This window comes from Pseudonocardia benzenivorans CB1190 (assembly GCF_000196675.2).
Classification (GTDB): Bacteria; Actinomycetota; Actinomycetes; order Mycobacteriales; family Pseudonocardiaceae; genus Pseudonocardia; species Pseudonocardia benzenivorans.
Genome location: NC_015312.1, coordinates 4,049,590 through 4,066,110 on the forward strand (window position 1 = coordinate 4,049,590; position 16,521 = coordinate 4,066,110).

At 74.4% G+C, this 16,521-nt stretch carries 18 protein-coding genes and 1 tRNA gene; 8 read left to right on the plus strand and 11 right to left on the minus strand.

The window, feature by feature from the left end:
- The first annotated feature begins 33 nt into the window (after positions 1-33).
- The 6 genes from PSED_RS19045 (at position 34) to PSED_RS19070 (ending at position 5,828) form a co-directional block, all read left to right on the plus strand.
- The gene (locus tag PSED_RS19045; RefSeq protein ID WP_013675878.1) at positions 34-1,458 is read left to right on the plus strand and encodes an LLM class flavin-dependent oxidoreductase; all 1,425 of its coding nucleotides are present in this window, start codon (positions 34-36) and stop codon (positions 1,456-1,458) included.
- 98 nt (positions 1,459-1,556) lie between these two features.
- Complete coding sequence (locus PSED_RS19050) at positions 1,557-2,021, plus strand: YybH family protein (protein ID WP_013675879.1); 465 nt, start codon at positions 1,557-1,559, stop codon at positions 2,019-2,021.
- Positions 2,022-2,040: 19 nt separating this feature from the next.
- Positions 2,041-3,360 carry an APC family permease gene (locus tag PSED_RS19055; RefSeq protein WP_013675880.1) on the plus strand — a complete coding sequence of 440 codons (1,320 nt, stop codon included), beginning with the start codon at positions 2,041-2,043 and terminating at the stop codon, positions 3,358-3,360.
- 31 nt (positions 3,361-3,391) lie between these two features.
- The gene (locus PSED_RS19060; protein ID WP_049803447.1) at positions 3,392-4,408 is read left to right on the plus strand and encodes an alpha/beta fold hydrolase; all 1,017 of its coding nucleotides are present in this window, start codon (positions 3,392-3,394) and stop codon (positions 4,406-4,408) included.
- 54 nt (positions 4,409-4,462) lie between these two features.
- Positions 4,463-5,182, plus strand: coding sequence for a class I SAM-dependent methyltransferase (locus tag PSED_RS19065; RefSeq protein ID WP_233899079.1), 720 nt, complete (start codon positions 4,463-4,465; stop codon positions 5,180-5,182).
- A gap of 91 nt (positions 5,183-5,273) precedes the next feature.
- Complete coding sequence (locus PSED_RS19070) at positions 5,274-5,828, plus strand: dihydrofolate reductase family protein (RefSeq protein ID WP_013675883.1); 555 nt, start codon at positions 5,274-5,276, stop codon at positions 5,826-5,828.
- On the opposite strand, the gene PSED_RS19075 is transcribed toward PSED_RS19070, so the two are convergent.
- Positions 5,760-6,569, minus strand: a complete 810-nt coding sequence (locus tag PSED_RS19075) for a winged helix-turn-helix transcriptional regulator (RefSeq protein ID WP_013675884.1) — start codon at positions 6,567-6,569, stop codon at positions 5,760-5,762. The genes PSED_RS19070 and PSED_RS19075 overlap by 69 nt on opposite strands.
- Before the next feature lie 85 nt (positions 6,570-6,654).
- On the opposite strand from PSED_RS19075, the gene PSED_RS19080 reads away from it, so the two are divergent.
- Entirely contained in the window at positions 6,655-7,449 is a 795-nt protein-coding gene (locus PSED_RS19080; protein WP_202946297.1) for a class I SAM-dependent methyltransferase, read from the plus strand.
- A gap of 119 nt (positions 7,450-7,568) precedes the next feature.
- Here PSED_RS19080 and PSED_RS19085 read toward each other — a convergent pair.
- The 5 genes from PSED_RS19085 to PSED_RS19105 all read right to left on the minus strand — a co-directional run bounded on the left by PSED_RS19085 (position 7,569) and on the right by PSED_RS19105 (position 11,646).
- Positions 7,569-7,642, minus strand: a tRNA-Pro gene (locus PSED_RS19085).
- Positions 7,643-7,815: 173 nt separating this feature from the next.
- Positions 7,816-8,880, minus strand: a complete 1,065-nt coding sequence (locus PSED_RS19090; protein ID WP_013675886.1) for an alpha/beta fold hydrolase — start codon at positions 8,878-8,880, stop codon at positions 7,816-7,818.
- The gene (gene fmdA, locus PSED_RS19095; RefSeq protein ID WP_013675887.1) at positions 8,877-10,124 is read right to left on the minus strand and encodes a formamidase; all 1,248 of its coding nucleotides are present in this window, start codon (positions 10,122-10,124) and stop codon (positions 8,877-8,879) included. Before fmdA ends, PSED_RS19090 begins: the two co-directional genes overlap by 4 nt.
- Positions 10,125-10,208: 84 nt before the next feature.
- Positions 10,209-10,493, minus strand: coding sequence for an FmdB family zinc ribbon protein (locus PSED_RS19100; RefSeq protein ID WP_013675888.1), 285 nt, complete (start codon positions 10,491-10,493; stop codon positions 10,209-10,211).
- Positions 10,494-10,560: 67 nt separating this feature from the next.
- Positions 10,561-11,646: a substrate-binding domain-containing protein gene (locus PSED_RS19105; protein ID WP_013675889.1), complete on the minus strand. Its 1,086-nt coding sequence runs from the start codon at positions 11,644-11,646 to the stop codon at positions 10,561-10,563.
- Positions 11,647-11,850: 204 nt separating this feature from the next.
- Between PSED_RS19105 and PSED_RS19110 the strand changes: the two genes are divergently transcribed.
- On the plus strand, positions 11,851-12,279 hold the full coding sequence (locus tag PSED_RS19110) for a MarR family winged helix-turn-helix transcriptional regulator (protein WP_013675890.1): 429 nt from the start codon (positions 11,851-11,853) through the stop codon (positions 12,277-12,279).
- Positions 12,280-12,288: 9 nt separating this feature from the next.
- Here PSED_RS19110 and der read toward each other — a convergent pair whose 3' ends face one another.
- The 5 genes from der to PSED_RS19135 form a co-directional block, all read right to left on the minus strand.
- Positions 12,289-13,710: a ribosome biogenesis GTPase Der gene (gene der / locus PSED_RS19115; RefSeq protein WP_041761661.1), complete on the minus strand. Its 1,422-nt coding sequence runs from the start codon at positions 13,708-13,710 to the stop codon at positions 12,289-12,291.
- A 35-nt stretch (positions 13,711-13,745) separates the two neighbouring features.
- Positions 13,746-14,411 (minus strand): lysophospholipid acyltransferase family protein, encoded by a 666-nt coding sequence (locus tag PSED_RS19120; RefSeq protein WP_013675892.1) that lies wholly within the window; start codon positions 14,409-14,411, stop codon positions 13,746-13,748.
- Complete coding sequence (gene cmk, locus PSED_RS19125) at positions 14,408-15,118, minus strand: (d)CMP kinase (RefSeq protein ID WP_013675893.1); 711 nt, start codon at positions 15,116-15,118, stop codon at positions 14,408-14,410. The genes PSED_RS19120 and cmk overlap by 4 nt, the downstream gene beginning before the upstream one ends.
- 190 nt (positions 15,119-15,308) lie before the next feature.
- On the minus strand, positions 15,309-15,671 hold the full coding sequence (aroH, locus tag PSED_RS19130; RefSeq protein ID WP_013675894.1) for a chorismate mutase: 363 nt from the start codon (positions 15,669-15,671) through the stop codon (positions 15,309-15,311).
- A gap of 36 nt (positions 15,672-15,707) precedes the next feature.
- Positions 15,708-16,466, minus strand: a complete 759-nt coding sequence (locus PSED_RS19135; RefSeq protein ID WP_013675895.1) for a pseudouridine synthase — start codon at positions 16,464-16,466, stop codon at positions 15,708-15,710.
- Positions 16,467-16,521 lie beyond the last annotated feature (55 nt).

The following is a 16,521-nucleotide window of genomic DNA, read 5'->3' on the forward strand; positions in this document are numbered from 1 at the left end:
CCCGATCCGCGCGGCCACCGGCATACTCCCCGCGTGGAGCTGCCCGATCCGGCGCTGGTGGTGCTCGTCGGGCCGGCCGGTGCCGGGAAGTCGGCGTGGGCCGCGGCCCGCTACCGCGACGCGGAGATCGTCTCCTCCGACGCGCTGCGCGGCCGCGTCGGCTCCGGCCCGGCCGACCTCGACGCCACCGACGACGCGTTCACCGTCCTGGAGGCCGTCGTGGCGGCCCGGCTGCGCCGCGGGCTGACGACGGTCGTCGACACCCTCGGGCTCGACGCGCGCCGCCGCCGGGCCTGGCTCGCGGCCGGTCGCGCCGTCGGGCTGCCGTGCGTGGCGGCGGTCTTCGACACCCCGGCCGCGGTGTGCCGCGCCCGCAACCGCGGGCGCGACCGGCCCGTACCCGCGCCCGCGCTGACGTCGCAGCTGCGCCGGATGCCGGGGGTGTCGGCGGAGATCGCGGGTGAGGGCTGGGACCTCGTCGTCCGGGACGACGGCGGTCCGGCGCCCGACGGGCCGCAGGCGCCCGTCGCCGAGCACGCCGCCGGGACACCGCTGTTCGCCGAGCCGGGACGGCTGTCGTTCGTCCTGCAGGTCTCGCGCTTCCCCTGGGGCGACGACCCCGCGTCGTGGCTGACGTCCGTCGCCGCCGCGGCCGAGGACGCCGGGTTCGCCGGGCTCGCACTCATGGACCACCTCATCCAGATCCCGCAGGTCGGACGGCCGTTCGAGGCGATCCCCGAGCCGCTGGTGACGCTGGGCCTGCTCGCGGGCGCGACGACGTCCCTGCACCTCGGGACGCTCGTGTCACCGGTGACGTTCCGCGCCCCCGGCATCCTCGCCAAGGCCTTCGCGACGCTCGACACGCTCAGCGGCGGCCGCGCGTTCTGCGGGCTCGGCGCGGGGTGGTGGGGCCGGGAGCACGCGGGTTTCGGGCTCTCGTTCCCCCCGCCGCGCGACCGCGTCGACGCGCTGGAGCACGCGGTCGCGACGATGCGCGCGCTGTGGGCGTCGGGCACCCGGCCGGCCGCCGGGCTGCCGGAGACGACCTGCTACCCGCGTGCCGTGGGGCCGCTGCCGATCGTCGTCGGCGGGACGGGGCGCCGGATGCTGCGGCTGGCCGCGACGGTCGGGGACGCCTGCAACGTGCCGGTCGCGCGCGTCGACGAGGTCGCCGCGGCGGGGCCGCAGAAACACGTCACGGTCCTCGACGTGCCCGTCCTCGGCGAGGACCGCGAGCACGTCGCGACGCTCGTCGAGCGCCTGCGCGGCCGCACGGACGCCGTGACGTTCGCCGGCCGCCACCACGCCGGGACGGCCGCCCGGCACGTGGCGCGCTACCGCGCGCTCGCCGAGGCCGGGGTGTGCACGGTCTTCGTCGCCCCACCCGACCTCGCCGGGCCCGACGACGTCGCGCGCTGGGCCCCGGTCGTCGCGCAGCTCGGCGGCCCGCCCGGGTAGCCGCCCGACCGGCCGGTCCCCCCGTGGTGAGACGTTGCTGGACAACGCGTCCCCGCGTGGTCACGATGATCCCCGGCGCGAGTGGCGGGAGGAACACGGTGGAGCTCGACGAGGACTTCCGTGCGGCCCTGGAGCGGGTCCGCCGCGCCGTCAACGACTTCGTGAACGGTGATCCCGAGCCGTACAAGGCCTGCTGGCACCACCAGGACCGGGTCAGCATCTTCGGCGGGCTCGGCGCGTACGAGGCGGGCTGGGACGAGGTCGGTCCGCGCCTGGAGTGGGTGGCCGCCGGGTTCGTGACGGGCTACGTCGAGGAGGAGGTGCTGTCGGCCGGGTGCAGCGGCGACCTCGGCTTCACGGTGTGCCTCGAGCGCGGCCGCCAGCAGGTCGCCGGACGCGACACGGACGCGCCCGTCGTCCTACGGGTCACGCAGGTCTACGAGCGGGTGGACGGGGTGTGGGGCCTGGTGCACCGGCACGCCGACCCGTTGACGGACAAGGGCGGCGCCACCGCGATCCTGGCGGGCGGCGGCCACGCCGCCGGGCCGGGCCCCGCCGGCTGAGGCGACGGGCGCCGCGGGCGTGACCGCCTCGCCGCTGGCCCGCCGGCTCACGACGACCGACGCCGTCGTGATCGGCCTCGGCTCGATGATCGGCGCCGGGGTGTTCGCCGTCTTCGCCCCGGCCGCCGCCGTGGCCGGGCCGTGGCTGCTGCTGGGCCTCGGCATCGCCGGCCTGGTCGCCTACTGCAACGCCACCGCGTCGGCACAGCTCGCCGCCCAGTACCCGACCTCGGGCGGCACCTACGCCTACGGGCGGGCGCGGCTCGGCCCGTGGTGGGGTTTCCTCGCCGGCTGGGGGTTCGTCGTCGGCAAGACCGCGAGCTGCGCCGCGATGGCGCTGACGTTCGCGGCCTACCTCGTACCGCCGTTCTGGCAGCGCCCCGTCGCGGTCGCGGCCGTGCTCGCGCTGGCCGCCGTCAACCTGCTCGGCATCACCCGTACCGCCGCGCTGACCCGCGTCCTCGTCATCGTCGCGGTCGCCGTCCTCGGGCTCGTCGTCGCCGCCGGGTTCCTGGCCGCGACCCGGCACCCCGCGCCGGGACCCGGCCCCGGTGTCGCCGTCGGGGCCTACGGCCCCGGTGTCGCCGTCGGGGCCTACGGCGTGCTGCAGTCGGCCGGGCTGCTGTTCTTCGCCTTCGCCGGCTACGCCCGCATCGCCACCCTCGGCGAGGAGGTCCGCCACCCGCGCACGACGATCCCGCGCGCGGTCCTGCTCGCGCTGGGCCTGGCCGTCGCGCTGTACCTCGTCGTCGGCAGCGCGGCGCTGCTCGCGCTGGGGCCGGCCCGGCTCGCGTCGTCGGCGGCCCCGCTCGCCGACGTCGTGCGGGCCGCCGGCTGGGACCGGGCGGTGCCCGTCGTCGCCGCCGGTGGTGCCGCCGCGGCACTCGGGGCGCTGCTGGCGTTGATCGCGGGCCTCGGGCGCACGTCGCTGGCGATGGCCCGCGAGGGTGACCTGCCCCGGCCGCTGGCCGCCGTGTCGGCCCGCCACCAGGTGCCGCACCGCGCGGAGCTCGCGGTGGCCGGTGCCGTCGTCGTGTTGGTCTGCACGGTCGACCTGCGCGGCGTGATCGGCTTCTCCTCGTTCGGGGTGCTCGTCTACTACCTGGTCGCGAACCTCGCCGCGCGCACCCAGACCGGTGAGCACCGCCGCTACGGCCGGCCACTGCAGCTCGCGGGCGCGCTCGGCTGCGCCGTGCTCGTCGTGACGCTGCCCTGGCAGGCCGTCGTCGGCGGGGTGGCGGTGTTCGCCGTCGGCATCGGCTACCGCCTCGTCCGGCTCCGGCTCGCCCCACCTCCCGGCGAGGGAGGCGACGACGGGAGCGCCACGTCGGGCGGCTGAGCCGACGCCCGCCGTGGGCGACAATCGAGGCGTGCAGCAGCGGCTCGGCCGGGCGGTGTCGTCCGACGGCACCGCCGTGGCCTACGCCACCGTCGGCGCCGGGCCGCCCGTCGTCTACGTCATGGGCTGGCTCACCCACCTGGAGCTCGCCTGGGAGCACCCGGCCGAACGGGCCTTCTACGAGGCGCTGGCGCAGGGCTGCCGGCTCGTGCGCTACGACCGCGCCGGATGTGGCCTGACCGCGGCCGTGGACCGGCCGGCGTCACTGGAGTTCGAGCTCGAACAGCTGGCTGCGGTCACCGCGACGCTCGACGGACCGTTCGACCTGATCGGCACGTCGATGGGGGCGCCGGTGGCCGTCGCGTGGGCGGCGACGCATCCCGGGACCGTCCGGCGGCTGGTGCTCTACGGGGGCTGGCTGCGCGGCCACGACCTGTCCCCGCCCGCGGTGCGCGACCACGTACTCGGGCTCGTCGAGTCGCACTGGGGGCTGGGCTCCGACGTGCTGACCGACATCTTCGCCCCCGACGCCGACCCCGTGACCAGGGCTGGGACCGCCCGGTACCAGCGCGCCTGCTCGACGGCGGCGACCGCGCGGGCGCTCCTCGCGCTCAGCTACGACCTCGACGTCACCGACCTCGCCGGACGCGTCCGGACGCCGACCCTGGTGGTGCACCGCACCGGCGACCGCGCCGCACCCGTCGCCCAGGCCGAGGCGCTGGCCGCGGCCGTCGACGGTGCCCGGCTGGTGCTGCTGCCCGGCCGGTCGCACCTGCCCTACGTCGGTGACCGCCACGAGCTGGTGGCGGTCGTCCGCCGGTTCCTCGGGCTGCCCGTCGCCCGCCGCGGCGCCGACGGGCTGACGAGGCGCCAGCGCGAGGTGGCCGAGCTGGTGAGCCGGGGCTGCACCAACCGTGAGATCGCCGCCCACCTCGGGATCGACGAACGCTCGGCCGAGGGCCACGTCGAACGGATCCGGCTGCGCCTGGGGTTCCGGTCCCGCGCCCAGATCGCCGCCTGGTACGGCGCGCGGCGCGACCTCGACTGAAAGTGGGGTACTTCCACGCCTGACGGCGCGCCGCGGGGGCCGCACAGTGAACCCGTGACCAGCGACGACCGGGCGACGAGCCCGACCCAGGCCCCGCTGCCGACCTCGCGTCCGGGCAGTCCGGCGCCGGCCCGGCCGGCCGGCGGCTTCGTGGTGCACCCCGCCCGCGGGGCCTTCAACGCGGCCTTCTTCGCCGTCATGGGCCCCTACATCGAACGGAAACTGCGCGACCACAAGCGGCGGGTGTTCGCCGACCTCCCGCGGACGGTCGTCGAGCTCGGCCCCGGGGTGGGCGCCAACCTCCGCCACCTCGCGCCGGGCACGACGCTCGTCGCCGTCGAGCCCAACGTCCCGATGCACCCGCGGCTGCGGGCCGCCGCCGCACGCCACGGGGTGGACCTCGACCTGCGGGAACGGGTGGCCGAGGACACCGGCCTGCCCGACGGGAGCGCCGACTGCGTGATCTCCTCGCTCGTGCTCTGCAGCGTCGCCGACCCCGCCCGGGTCCTCGCCGAGGTCCGGCGCGTCCTGCGCCCCGGCGGCACCTTCCGGTTCGTCGAGCACGTGGTGGCGCGGCCCGGGACCACCACCCGGTGGCTGCAGCGCGTCCTGCGCCGGCCCTGGGCCTGGACGTTCGAGGGGTGCTCGTGCGAACGGGACCTGGCGGCGACGGTGCGCGCCGCCGGGTTCGTTCACGTCGACGTCGAGCCGTACCGGATCCACTCGCCCTTCGTGCCGTTCAACACCCAGATCGCCGGGGTCGCCCGGGCCTGACCCGGTCCGGTGCACCGACGACGGGACAGAGACGACAGGACAGAGACGACGGAGCAGATGAGTTCGGCCGGGCCGGACGGTCTACCTCGCCATGGGCACCCTCAGCTACACGATGAGCGTCTCCCTCGACGGCTACGTCGAGGACCCGAACGGCAGCATCGCGTTCACCAACCCGACCGAGGAGGTGCACCGGTTCGCCAACGAGCAGACCCGCGAGACGGCCGCGTTCCTGTTCGGGCGCGGCCTCTACGACGTCATGGAGGAGTTCTGGACGGCGCCGGAGCGGGCCGACGGCGGCGAGGTGGAGGCCGAGTTCGCCCGCCTGTACGCCGCGACGCCGCGGATCGTCTTCTCGGACACGCTGCAGTCGGTCGCGCCCGGGTGCCGGCTGGTGCGCCGCGCCGACGCCGTCGACGAGGTGGTGCGGCTCAAGAAGGAGACCGACGGCGACCTGGGGATCGGCGGCGCCGGGCTGGCCGGGTCGATGCTGGAGCTGATCGACGAGTTCCGCGTGCGGGTGCTGCCCGTCGTCACCGGCGGCGGCACACCGTACTTCCCGCTCGGCGCCGACCTGCGGCTACAGCTGGTCGAGCAGCGGGTCTTCGCGTGCGGCACCGTGTACCTGCGCTACACGAGGACGCCGTGAGCGCACACCCGGCGGCGGGTGCGAGGCGCCTTCCGTGGAGGACCCGCACCGCCTGCCGGTCGTGGGCTGAGTGTGGGTCATGACCTCCGGCTCGTAGCGGTTCCAGGTGGGCAGCTGCGCGGCGATCCTGCGGTCGCCGTGGACCTCGATCCGCCCCGAACGACGTGCCTGGTCCCACGACAGCCGGCCGCGGTGCCAGTCGACGAACGCTGCGGACTCCGCATCGACGAACAGGGCCGGCTCGCCGCCGGGGTCGGTGTAGCAGACCTCGGCGGAGTGGTTCTCGACGAGCAGCCAGAAGTGTTGGTTGCCGCGTGGCTGATCGCGGAAGACGAACGCGACGACGACGCGCCCGGTGGGCAGCGCGGCGCGGTCGAGCTGCACCCGGCACCAGGCCCAGAGCGCGAACCCGGGGTCGGTGTGCGCGGGGCCGATCTCGACCCAACGCTCCCCCCATTCCGACAACGCCGTGACGACGGTGGCGAGGTCTCGACCGGCTTCCGTGAGCAGGTAGCGACGACCTCGACCGCGGGGTTTCGGGACGGCGCTGATCACCCCGGCGCGTTCCAGCTCGTCCAGGCGCGTCACCAGCATCGACCGCGACATCTGCGGGACGCCGGAGGCGATGGCGGAGAACGTGTCCGCTCCGAACATGAGGTTGCGGATCACCAGCGGTGTCCAGCGTGACGCCAGGATCTCCGATGCCCGCGCCAGTGGGCAGTACTGGCCGTACGTGCGCACCGACCAATGGTGCGCGGGGCCGGGAGGCGTGTCGAGTTCGATTTCAGGCCTTCGGCGGCCGGCCACGATGCCCGACGCTGAGGCCATGAGCAGGGCGATGACAGGTCAGGTGTCGGCCGAGGCGGCGGAGCTCTACGAGCGGTTCTTCGTGCCGGCGCTGTTCGACCAGTGGCCGAGCCAGGTCCTCGACCTCGCCGAGGTCGCCGACGGCGACGACGTCCTCGACCTCGCCTGCGGGACGGGCGTGCTGGCCCGTGCGGCGAAGCGGCGCGTCGGCCCGACCGGGTCCGTCTGCGGCGTCGACATGAACGAGGGCATGCTCTCGGTCGCGTCGCGTGCGGAGCCCGGGGTCTCGTGGGTCCCGGGCCGCGCCGAGTCACTGCCGTTGCCCGACGACGGCGTCGACCGGGTGTGCTGCCGGTTCGGGCTGATGTTCTTCTCCGACCGGCAGGCCGCCGTCGGCGAGATGGCGCGGGTGGCCCGTTCCGGCGGCAGCGTCTGCGTCGTGACCTGGGCCGGGCTCTCGGAGACCTCCGGGTACGCGGCGATGGTCCAGTTGGTCGACGACCTGTTCGGCACGGAGATCGCCCGAGCGCTCGCCGCGCCGTTCGGCATCGGAACGCCTGCGGCCCTGCACGACATCATGTCGACCGGCTTCGAGCACGTCGCCGTGCGTCGGCTCGAGGGTCGGGCGCAGTTCCCGTCCATCGATGCGTGGGTCGCCACCGACGTCCACGCCTGGACCTTGCGGGACATGATCGACGACGACCAGTTCGCCGAGCTCAGTGCGCACGCACGTGTCCGCCTGCGCGAGTTCGCCGACGCGTCCGGGCGCGTCACCTTTCCCGCCCCCGCGTTGGTCGCGGTGGCGCGGCCCTGAGACCGGCGTTGCGGTGGATGCGCCGCGGACCCCGGCAGGAGCACCACTGCTGGGCGCCCGCGCAGGTCGGAATGACAAAAGGCCGGCATCCACGGATGGACACCGGCCTTTGCGACCCGTCGGGACGACAGGATTTGAACCTGCGACCCCTTGACCCCCAGTCAAGTGCGCTACCAAGCTGCGCCACGTCCCGAGCCGCCCCGTTGAGGGCTCGATGAGCTTAGCGCACAGGCCTTCCGGCCCCCGCCACCGCCCCGGGTCCCCGACGCCACCGCGCGGACTTCCCGGTCAGGACGCGCTGGTCCGGGCCGTCGCGCGGGCTGCGGACGTCGCGACGACCGCAGAACCCGCGCGCCGACGAGCGACTCAGATGCCCGGGTCCGCTGCCAGGAGCTCGGCGACGGCGCGGTCGATGAACTTCGTGTCGACCGGGTTCGCTCCGCCGCCGGCGAAGTGCCCCCACACGCCCGGGATGACGCGGTGCTCCACGGTGCAGCCGGTCATCTGCGACACCGCCCACGCCTCGTCCTCCGGCGGGAAGTAGAGGTCCTTCTCCGCGGGCATGACGATCGCGCGGGCCTTGATCGAGGCCAGCGCCTCCTCGGTCGAGGCGAACCCCGGCGTCAGGCCGACGTCGCCGCTCCACCAGGTGTCGAGCATCGTCAGGAGGTTGTTGGGGTCGCGGCCGTCGAGGAAGAAGCCCTCCCAGAAGCCGACGACGAAGTCCTCCAGCGAGGTGTGGCCCAGCTCGCGCCACACCTCGTCCCAGTAGAAGGCCTGGGAGAACCCCCAGCCGGCGTAGATCCGGGCGAAGGCGCGCAGCCCGCCCACGGGCCAGCGGTCCGGCGGGTACCAGCCGCCGTCGAAGCCGACCGAGGCTGTCATCGCGGCGCGCAGCGAGTCGAGGAAGACCTTGTTGTGCGGGGCGGTGCGCGGCGAGCCGCAGAACGGCAGCATGCGCTGCACCATCTCCGGGTGCTCCACGGCCCACTGGTAGGTCTGGCCCGCGCCCATCGACCAGCCGAGGACGAGCGCCACCTTCTCGATGCCGAACTTCTCGGTGACGAGGCGGTACTGCGACTCGACGTTGTCGCGCACGGTGATCCGCGGGAACCGCGCCCGGTCGAAGGGCGGTGGCGTGTTCGACGGCGAGGACGACAGCCCGTTGCCGAGCATGTTCGGCACGATGATGAACCACTTCGACGGGTCCAGCGCCATGCCGTCGGCGCCGTTGCCGATGAGCCACTCGTTGTCCCAGTGCCGCCCCGAGTACCACGTCGGGTAGACGACGGCGTTGCTCTTGTCGGCGTTGAGCGTGCCGTAGGTGCGGTAGGCGATGCGGGCGGGCCGCAGCGTCTGGCCGCAGACGAGCGTGAAGTCGGGGATCTCGAAGATCTCGTACGGCGCGTCGGGTCCGCGGTCGGCGGTCATGACGAGACCGCGCAGGAGCCGCGGTCGGCCCGGACCGGTCCGGACGCGGACGGGCGGATGTCGTGGTCGAAGATCGCGGTGGGCAGGTAGAGCGAGCAGCAGGCGTTGGGGATGTCGACCACGCCGGAGACGCGGCCCTCGATCGGGGCGGCGCCGAGCAGCAGGTAGGCCTGGGGGCCGCTGTAGCCGAACTTCTCCAGGTAGCGGATCGCGTTCATGCAGGCGTTCTCGTAGGCCAGGGTGGCGTCGTTGTAGTGGTTGGTGTCGCTGCCGTGGTCGACGCTGATCCCGATGAAGGTGAGGAACTCCGAGTAGCGGGGCTCGACGTTGCCCGGCATCAGGATCGGGTTGGTCGTGACCCCGTAGGTCGCCATCCCGCCCTTGATCAGGTCGACGTGGAAGTCGATGAAGCCGCCCATCTCGATCGCGCCGCAGAAGGTGATCTCCCCGTCGCCCTGGGAGAAGTGCAGGTCACCGCCGGAGAACAGGGCGCCGGGCACGTGCACGGGGTAGAACACCCGGCTGCCGCGGGTGAAGTTCTTGATGTCGTGGTTGCCGCCGTTCTCCCGGGGCGGGACGGTGCGGGCGCCGTCGCGGCCGATCGCGGCGAGCGCGTCGCCGGTGGCGGTGCCGCCGAGGACGGATTCCTCCAGTGGCGGCAGCGCGAGCGGGGGGACGCGGTCGGGGTCGGTGGCGATCAGGGCGCGTTCGCGGGCGTTCCAGCGGGCCAGCAGCTCCGGTGAGGGGGCGGTGCCGAACAGGCCGGGGTGGGTGATGCCGGTGAACTTCACCCCGGGGATGTGGCGGGAGGTGGCGGCCTGGCCGGAGAAGTCCCAGATGGCCTTGTAGGCGTCGGGGAAGTGGTCGGTGAGGAACCCGCCGCCGTTGGCCTTGGAGAAGATGCCGGTGTAGCCCCAGCCCTGGCCGGGGGCGTCGCCGATCTCCTGGGGGACCGGGCCGAGGTCGAGGATGTCGACGACGAGCAGGTCGCCGGGTTCGGCGCCCTCGATCGCGATCGGCCCGGAGAGCATGTGCGCGCCGGACAGGTCGACGTCGCGGACGTCGTTGGCGGAGTCGTTGTTGCCGATCTGGCCGTCGGTCCATTCGCGGCACTCGACGCGGATCGAGGAGCCGGGCCGGACGGTGACGGCGGGCGGGATGTCGGGATGCCAGCGGTTGTGGCCGGGTACGGCCTGGTCGCGCATGGATCGTGCCTGGTCGACGGTGAACACCACATCGGGCATGAGCACACCTCACTCGATCTCGGACGGGCTGTTCTGGACGAGCGGGAGGGTCGTGCAGGACACGGTGCGGCGAAACCGCACCGCTCAGGGCCGCGGCAGCATGGCGTGCCGGGGGTCGCGGGTGACGGGGGTCGCCCGCCGGGAGCGGCCGGGCACCGCGCTGACCACGTCGGGCCGGTCGGCACTGCGCTCCCCGTCGTCGAGGGCCCGTCGCAGCCCGGAGTCCATGCCGCGCAACGCCGGGGCTCCCCAGATCCGGCCGCCGTCGCGGCCGCAGTCCGGGCAGGGTTCGGCGGCGGTGACCTCGGCCATCGACCGGACCAGGTCGAACGGGCCGCACACCGGGCAGCGGTAGGAGTAGGTGGGCACGGGACCTCCCCGAAGGCCGGCTCCTCAGAATAATGTCCTGAGAAACTATTCCAACAGCAACTGTCGGTCAAGCCGGTGCGTCGGCCAGCCGGGCGAGAACGTCGAAATCGAGGCCGTCGGCCCGAGCGAGGTGGACACTCTGCAGCAGATGGTTGTCCGCCAGCGCCACCACCCCCCGCGGACTCTCGTACACCAGCGAGCGACCGGCTGCCTCGAGCGCGGGCGTCGACAGCTCGCCCGCCGCCGCCGCGAGCCGGGCAAGCAGGACGAGCCCCTCGTAGCAGGACTCCCCCGGCGCGTTCAGCATGGGCGCCGCGACGCCGAACCGCGCCGCGTAGCGGCGCGAGAAGTCGAGCCCGGCCGCGCTCGGCAGCGCCTCGAAGAACCCGGCGGCGGCGTACAGGCCCGCGGTGCCCTCGGGGCCCGTGCCGAGCAGCATGTTCTCCTCCATCAACGGGGAGAGCCGCACGCAGTGCGCGTCGAGCCCGGTGGCCGCGAAGGCCCGGTTGAACCGGACGGCGTCGGCCCCGACCAGGAACATCAGTACGCCGGTCGCGCCGCTGCGGTCGACGCGGTCGAGCACGGGCGCGAAGTCCTCGGTCCCGAGCGGCACGTACATCTCGTCGACGATCTCGACGTCGGGTGCCGAGCGCACGTACGCGCGCGTCGTCCGGGCCGACGCCCGCGGCCACACGTAGTCGTCGCCGACGATGCACCAGCGGCGCACGCCGAGCTCCCGCACCAGCCAGTGCAGGGCGGGCAGGACCTGCCGGTCGGGCGTCTCGCCCGTGAGGAAGAGCCCGGGCGTGCGCTCCCCGCCCTCGTAGAGCGGCGTGTAGACGTACGGCGCGCGCCCCGCGACGACAGGCGCGACCTCCTGACGGACGGCCGAGATGTGCCAGCCCGTCACGGCCTGGACGTCGCCGGCGTCGAGCAGGGCCCCGACCTGCGCGGCCACCAGCGACGGTCGTTGCCCGCCGTCGACGAGGCGCAGCCGCACCTCGCGCCCGAGCACTCCGCCGGCGTCGTTCAGCTCGTCGGCGGCCAGCGTCCCGCACGCCTCGCAGGACGGCCCGAAGATGCCCGCGGGCCCACTGCGCGGCACGACGAGAGCCACGTCGAGCGGCGGACGCCGGCGGACCAGCGACACCACCCGACCACCTCCCCCGTGCGCCCGCGTTCGCGGCGTGCACCCCCAGCGTTCCGTGCCGGACGCCGGGACACCAGAGCGCGGCGGCGGGCATCGCCGGGCGCGAGGGATACTTTCGCCCGACACAGTTGCGACGTGTACTGTTCACACTGACAGCGCTGTCGCGGCGATCGACCCGAACGCGCAGGAAACCGGAGGGAGCACGTCGTGGCGGCTCGCGATGCCCACCACGCCCTCGCGCTCGGCCGGCTCCTGCACCGCCTCGACCGGGCGGTGACGGCACGGATCGAGGCGGCACTCGCGGGCGCGGTGACCGTCGACCAGTGGCGGGCGCTCGACCTGCTCGCCGACGGCGCGGGTCATCCGATGAACGTGATCGCCGCGCACGTCGGCGTGCCCGCGCCGACGCTGACGAAGATCGTCGACCGGCTCGTCGACGCCGCGCTCGTGCACCGGCGCGTCGACGAGGCCGACCGGCGCCGCGTGCTCGTCCTGCTGACCGACGCCGGCCGCGCCCTCCACGGGCGGCTGGCCGGCCCGGTCGCCGACACCGAGCGCGAGGTCGTCGCCGCGCTGGGCGAGGAGGCCGCCACCGTCCGGGACCTGCTGCAACGGCTGGCCGACCGGCTCGGCTGAGCGGCACGCTCAGCGCGAGCGGCGGTTCTGCCGCTTCTCCCGCACGCGCACCGACAGCCGCACCGGCGAGCCGGTGAACCCGAACTCCTCGCGCAGCCTGCGCTCCAGGAAGCGCCGGTAGCCCGCCTCCAGGAAGCCCGTCGTGAACAGCACGAACGTCGGCGGCCGGGTCTGGGCCTGGGTCGCGAACAGGACCTTGGGCTGCTTTCCGCCACGCACCGGCGGCGGCGTCGCGGCGATGACGTCGGCCAGCCAGCCGTTGAGCCGGCCCGTGGGGATCCGCTGGTCCCACGACGCGAGCGCCGTCCGCAGCGCCGGCGCGATCTTGGCGACGGACCGCCCGGTCAGCGCCGACACGTTGACCCGCTCGGCCCAGCGCACCCGCACGAGGTCGCGCTCGAGCTCGCGCTTCATGGCCAGCCGCCGGTCCTCGTCGACGAGGTCCCACTTGTTGAACACCAGCACGAGCGCCCGGCCGGCCTCCTCGACCATGCCGATGACGCGCTGGTCCTGCTCGGCGATCGGCTCGCTCGCGTCGATCAGCACGACCGCCACCTCGGCCGCCTCGATCGCCGACTGCGTGCGCAGGCTCGCGTAGAACTCCGTGCCGCTGGCCGTCCGGACTCGCTTGCGCAGTCCGGCGGTGTCGACGAAGCGCCAGATCTCGCCGTCGAGCTCGACCAGGGAGTCGACGGGGTCGACGGTCGTGCCGGCGACGTCGTGCACCACCGAGCGCAGCTCGCCCGACACCTTGTTGAGCAGGCTCGACTTGCCGACGTTCGGCTTGCCGACGAGCGCCACCCGCCGCGGACCGCCGGAGCCGGCGCCGACGTCGTCGCGCGGGGTCTCGGGCAGCAGGTCGAGGACCGCGTCGAGCAGGTCGCCCGAGCCGCGCCCGTGCAGGCCCGAGACCGGGTGCGGCTCCCCCAGCCCGAGCCGCCACAGCGCGGCGGTGTCGGAGGTCAGCCGGTCGTCGTCGACCTTCGTCGCGACGAGGATGACCGGCCGGTCGGAGCGGCGCAGCACACGCGCGACGGCCTCGTCGGTGGCCGTCGCGCCGACGGACGCGTCGACGACGAGCATCACCGCGTCGGCCGTGCGCATCGCGAGCTCGGCCTGCGCGGCCACCGCGCCCTGCAGGCCGGTGGCGTCGGGTTCCCAGCCGCCGGTGTCGACGAGGGTGAACCGGCGGCCGTTCCACAGCGCGTCGTAGGAGATGCGGTCGCGGGTCACCCCGGGGACGTCCTGCACGACCGCCTCGCGCCGCCCGATCAGCCTGTTGACCAGCGTCGACTTGCCGACGTTCGGTCGCCCGACGACGGCGAGCGTCGGCGTCGGCGCCGCTCCGCCCGGTTCGTCGGTCCCGGCGTCGGCCCACTGCTCGTCGTCGGCGGCGACGAAGTCGTCGGGGTCGATGCCCAGCGCAGCCATCGCGGCGCGGTCGCCCCGGTCGGTCCCTGTCTCGTTCACGTGGTGCTCCGTACCTCGTCGAGCTCCGCCACCAGCGCGGCGAGCGAGGCCCGGATCGTCTCGGTGGCCGCCGCCAGCTCGGCGCGGCCCTTTCCGGCCGGTGGCGCCATCGGCTCACCGACCAACAGGTCCACCCGCGGCCGCCACCGTCGGGCGGCACCCGGCGGGCGGTAGGTGCCCCGGCACACGACCGGCAGCACCACCGCGCCCGCCGACCGCGCCAGCCACGCCGCGCCCTGCTGGGCGGCGGCCACCTCGCCGCTGCCGCGGGTGCCCTCGGGGAACACCCCGATCATCCCCCCGCCGCGCAGCACGCCCAGTGCCGCCGTCAACGACCGCCGGTCGGCCTCGCCGCGGCGTACGGCCAGCTGACCGATCCGCGGCAGGACCGCGCCGAGCGGGCCGCGGAACATCTCCTGCTTCACCAGGAACACCGCACGGCGCCCGAGTAGTCCGAACAGCAGCGGACCGTCGAGCATCGAGCTGTGGTTCGCGACGAGCACGACCGGCCCGGTGGCCGGGACCCGCTCACGATGGTGCACGTGCACCCGGAACGCGGGCCGGAAACACCAGGTGCCGATCCAGCGGGCGACGTCGGTCAGGCGCGGCCACGCGCCCGCGGGGAGATCCGGTGCACGCCGGGCGGGGGCGGACGCGCTCACGTCAGCAGTCCGCGCTCCGACACCAGCCGGAGCAGTTCCTCGAGCACGGCCTCGACGGACAGCTCGTCGGTGTCGACGAGCAGCGCGTCCGGCGCCCGGTGCAGCGGCGACACCGCGCGCGTCGAGTCCAGCCGGTCGCGGCGGCGCACGTCGGCGAGCGTGACGGCGGAGTCCACCCCGCGGCCGGCGCGGGCGTCCTGGCGCCCGCGGCGCGCCGCCCGGACCTCGTCGGACGCCGTCAGGTAGACCTTGAGCGGGGCGTCGGGGGCGACGACGGTGCCGATGTCACGTCCCTCGACGACAATCCCGCCCGGCTCCGTCAGCGCCGCGGCGATGACCGCCTGCTGCTCCTTGACGAGCTGCGTCCGGACCTCCGACAACGCCGACACCGCGCTCACCAGGCCCGTCACGGCGGGGCCGCGGATCTCGGCCGCCACGTCGTCGCCGTCGAGCCGGATCGTGGGGCCGGCAGGGTCGGTGCCCGACTCGATCCGGGCCGCGGTGGCCGCGGCGACGAGCTCTGCCGCCGGGGCGGACTCGTCGAGCCCTGCGCGCAGGACCGCCAACGTCGCGGCGCGGTAGGTCGCGCCCGTGTCGAGATAGGCCGCGCCGCACGCCGCCGCCAGCCTGCGCGACACCGTCGACTTGCCGGTGCCCGACGGGCCGTCCATCGCCACGACGCCGCGCAGCGTGCCCGGACCGGTCACCGCACCGACTCCTCCCCGGACCTGCCCACCGGGGCACGGTCCCACCCGCCGCTCGACCGGCCGGGCCCGGCGGCTGTCGCGGGCCGCCGACCATTGTGCCGTGCGCCCGCTTCGCCCCTGCCCCCGCATCACCCCCGGGGACGAGTGCGCCGGACGCGACCGCCCGGGGGACCTCCTGCTGCGGGACCTGCTACTGCGGCAGGTCCGTGCGCAGCGCGGCCGCGCCGCGCAGGTAGACGTGCCGCAGGTCCGCACGTGAGCGCGGGGTCTCGACGTGTGCCAGCAGCCGCAGCACCCGCGGCATCGCCCCCGGCACGGCGATCTCCGTCGCGCACATCAGCGGGACGTCGGTCAGCCCGAGCAGCCGGGCGGCATAGGCCGGGAACTCCGCGGTGAGGTCCGGCGTCGCGGTGAAGACGATCGAGATGATGTCGTCGGACGCCAGGCCGTTGCGGTCGAGAACCGCCTTCACCAGCTCCGCCGAGCCCTCGAGGATGTCGTCCCTGGAGTCCGAATCGACCTGGATGGCGCCCCGCACCGCACGTACAGCCATGTCCGGCACCCTATGCCCCCGTGGCCGGGACGCCCGTCAGAGACCCACCGCGCGGTAGAGGGCCCCGACCTCCGCCTGGTTCAGCGGGCGCAGCTTGCCGGGCCGCTGGTCGCCGAGCCGGACGTCGCCGATGGCGGTGCGCACCAGCCGCAGCACGGGGTACCCGACCTCGTCCATCAGCCGCCGGACGACGTGCTTGCGCCCCTCGTGCAGGACGATCTCCACCATCGACCGCCCGCCGGAGGAGTCGACCAGGCGGAACGAGTGCACGACGACCGGGCCGTCCTCCAGCTCGACACCGGTCCGCAGCCGCTTCCCGACGTCGCGCGCGACCTGGCCGGCGACCTCGGCGACATAGGTCTTCTGCACCTCGAACGACGGGTGCATCAGCCGGTGACCGAGCTCACCGTCGTTGGTCAGCAGCAGCAGGCCCTCGGTGTCGGCGTCGAGGCGGCCGACGTGGAACAGCCGTCCGGCCTGGTTGAGCAGCTCGGCGCGGTCGGCGACGAGGTCGCCGACGCACTCGCGGCCGCGGTCGTCGGACATCGTCGAGAGCATGCCGCGCGGCTTGTTCAGGGCGAGGTACACGAGATCGTCGCGCAGGACGATCCGCGACCCGTCGACGTGCACGACGGCCGTGTCCGGGTCGACGCGGCGGCCCATCTCGCGCACGATCTCGCCGTCCACGCTGACCCGGCCCGCGGCGATCAGCTCCTCGGCGGCCCGCCGGGACGCGACGCCCGCCTGGGCGAGCACCTTCTGCAGGCGGACACCGTCGGAATTCTGGGTAGTCATCACACTCACGTCTGGTTGATCTCGTCTTCGGGGTCTCGGAGGTGCCGGTGGACGT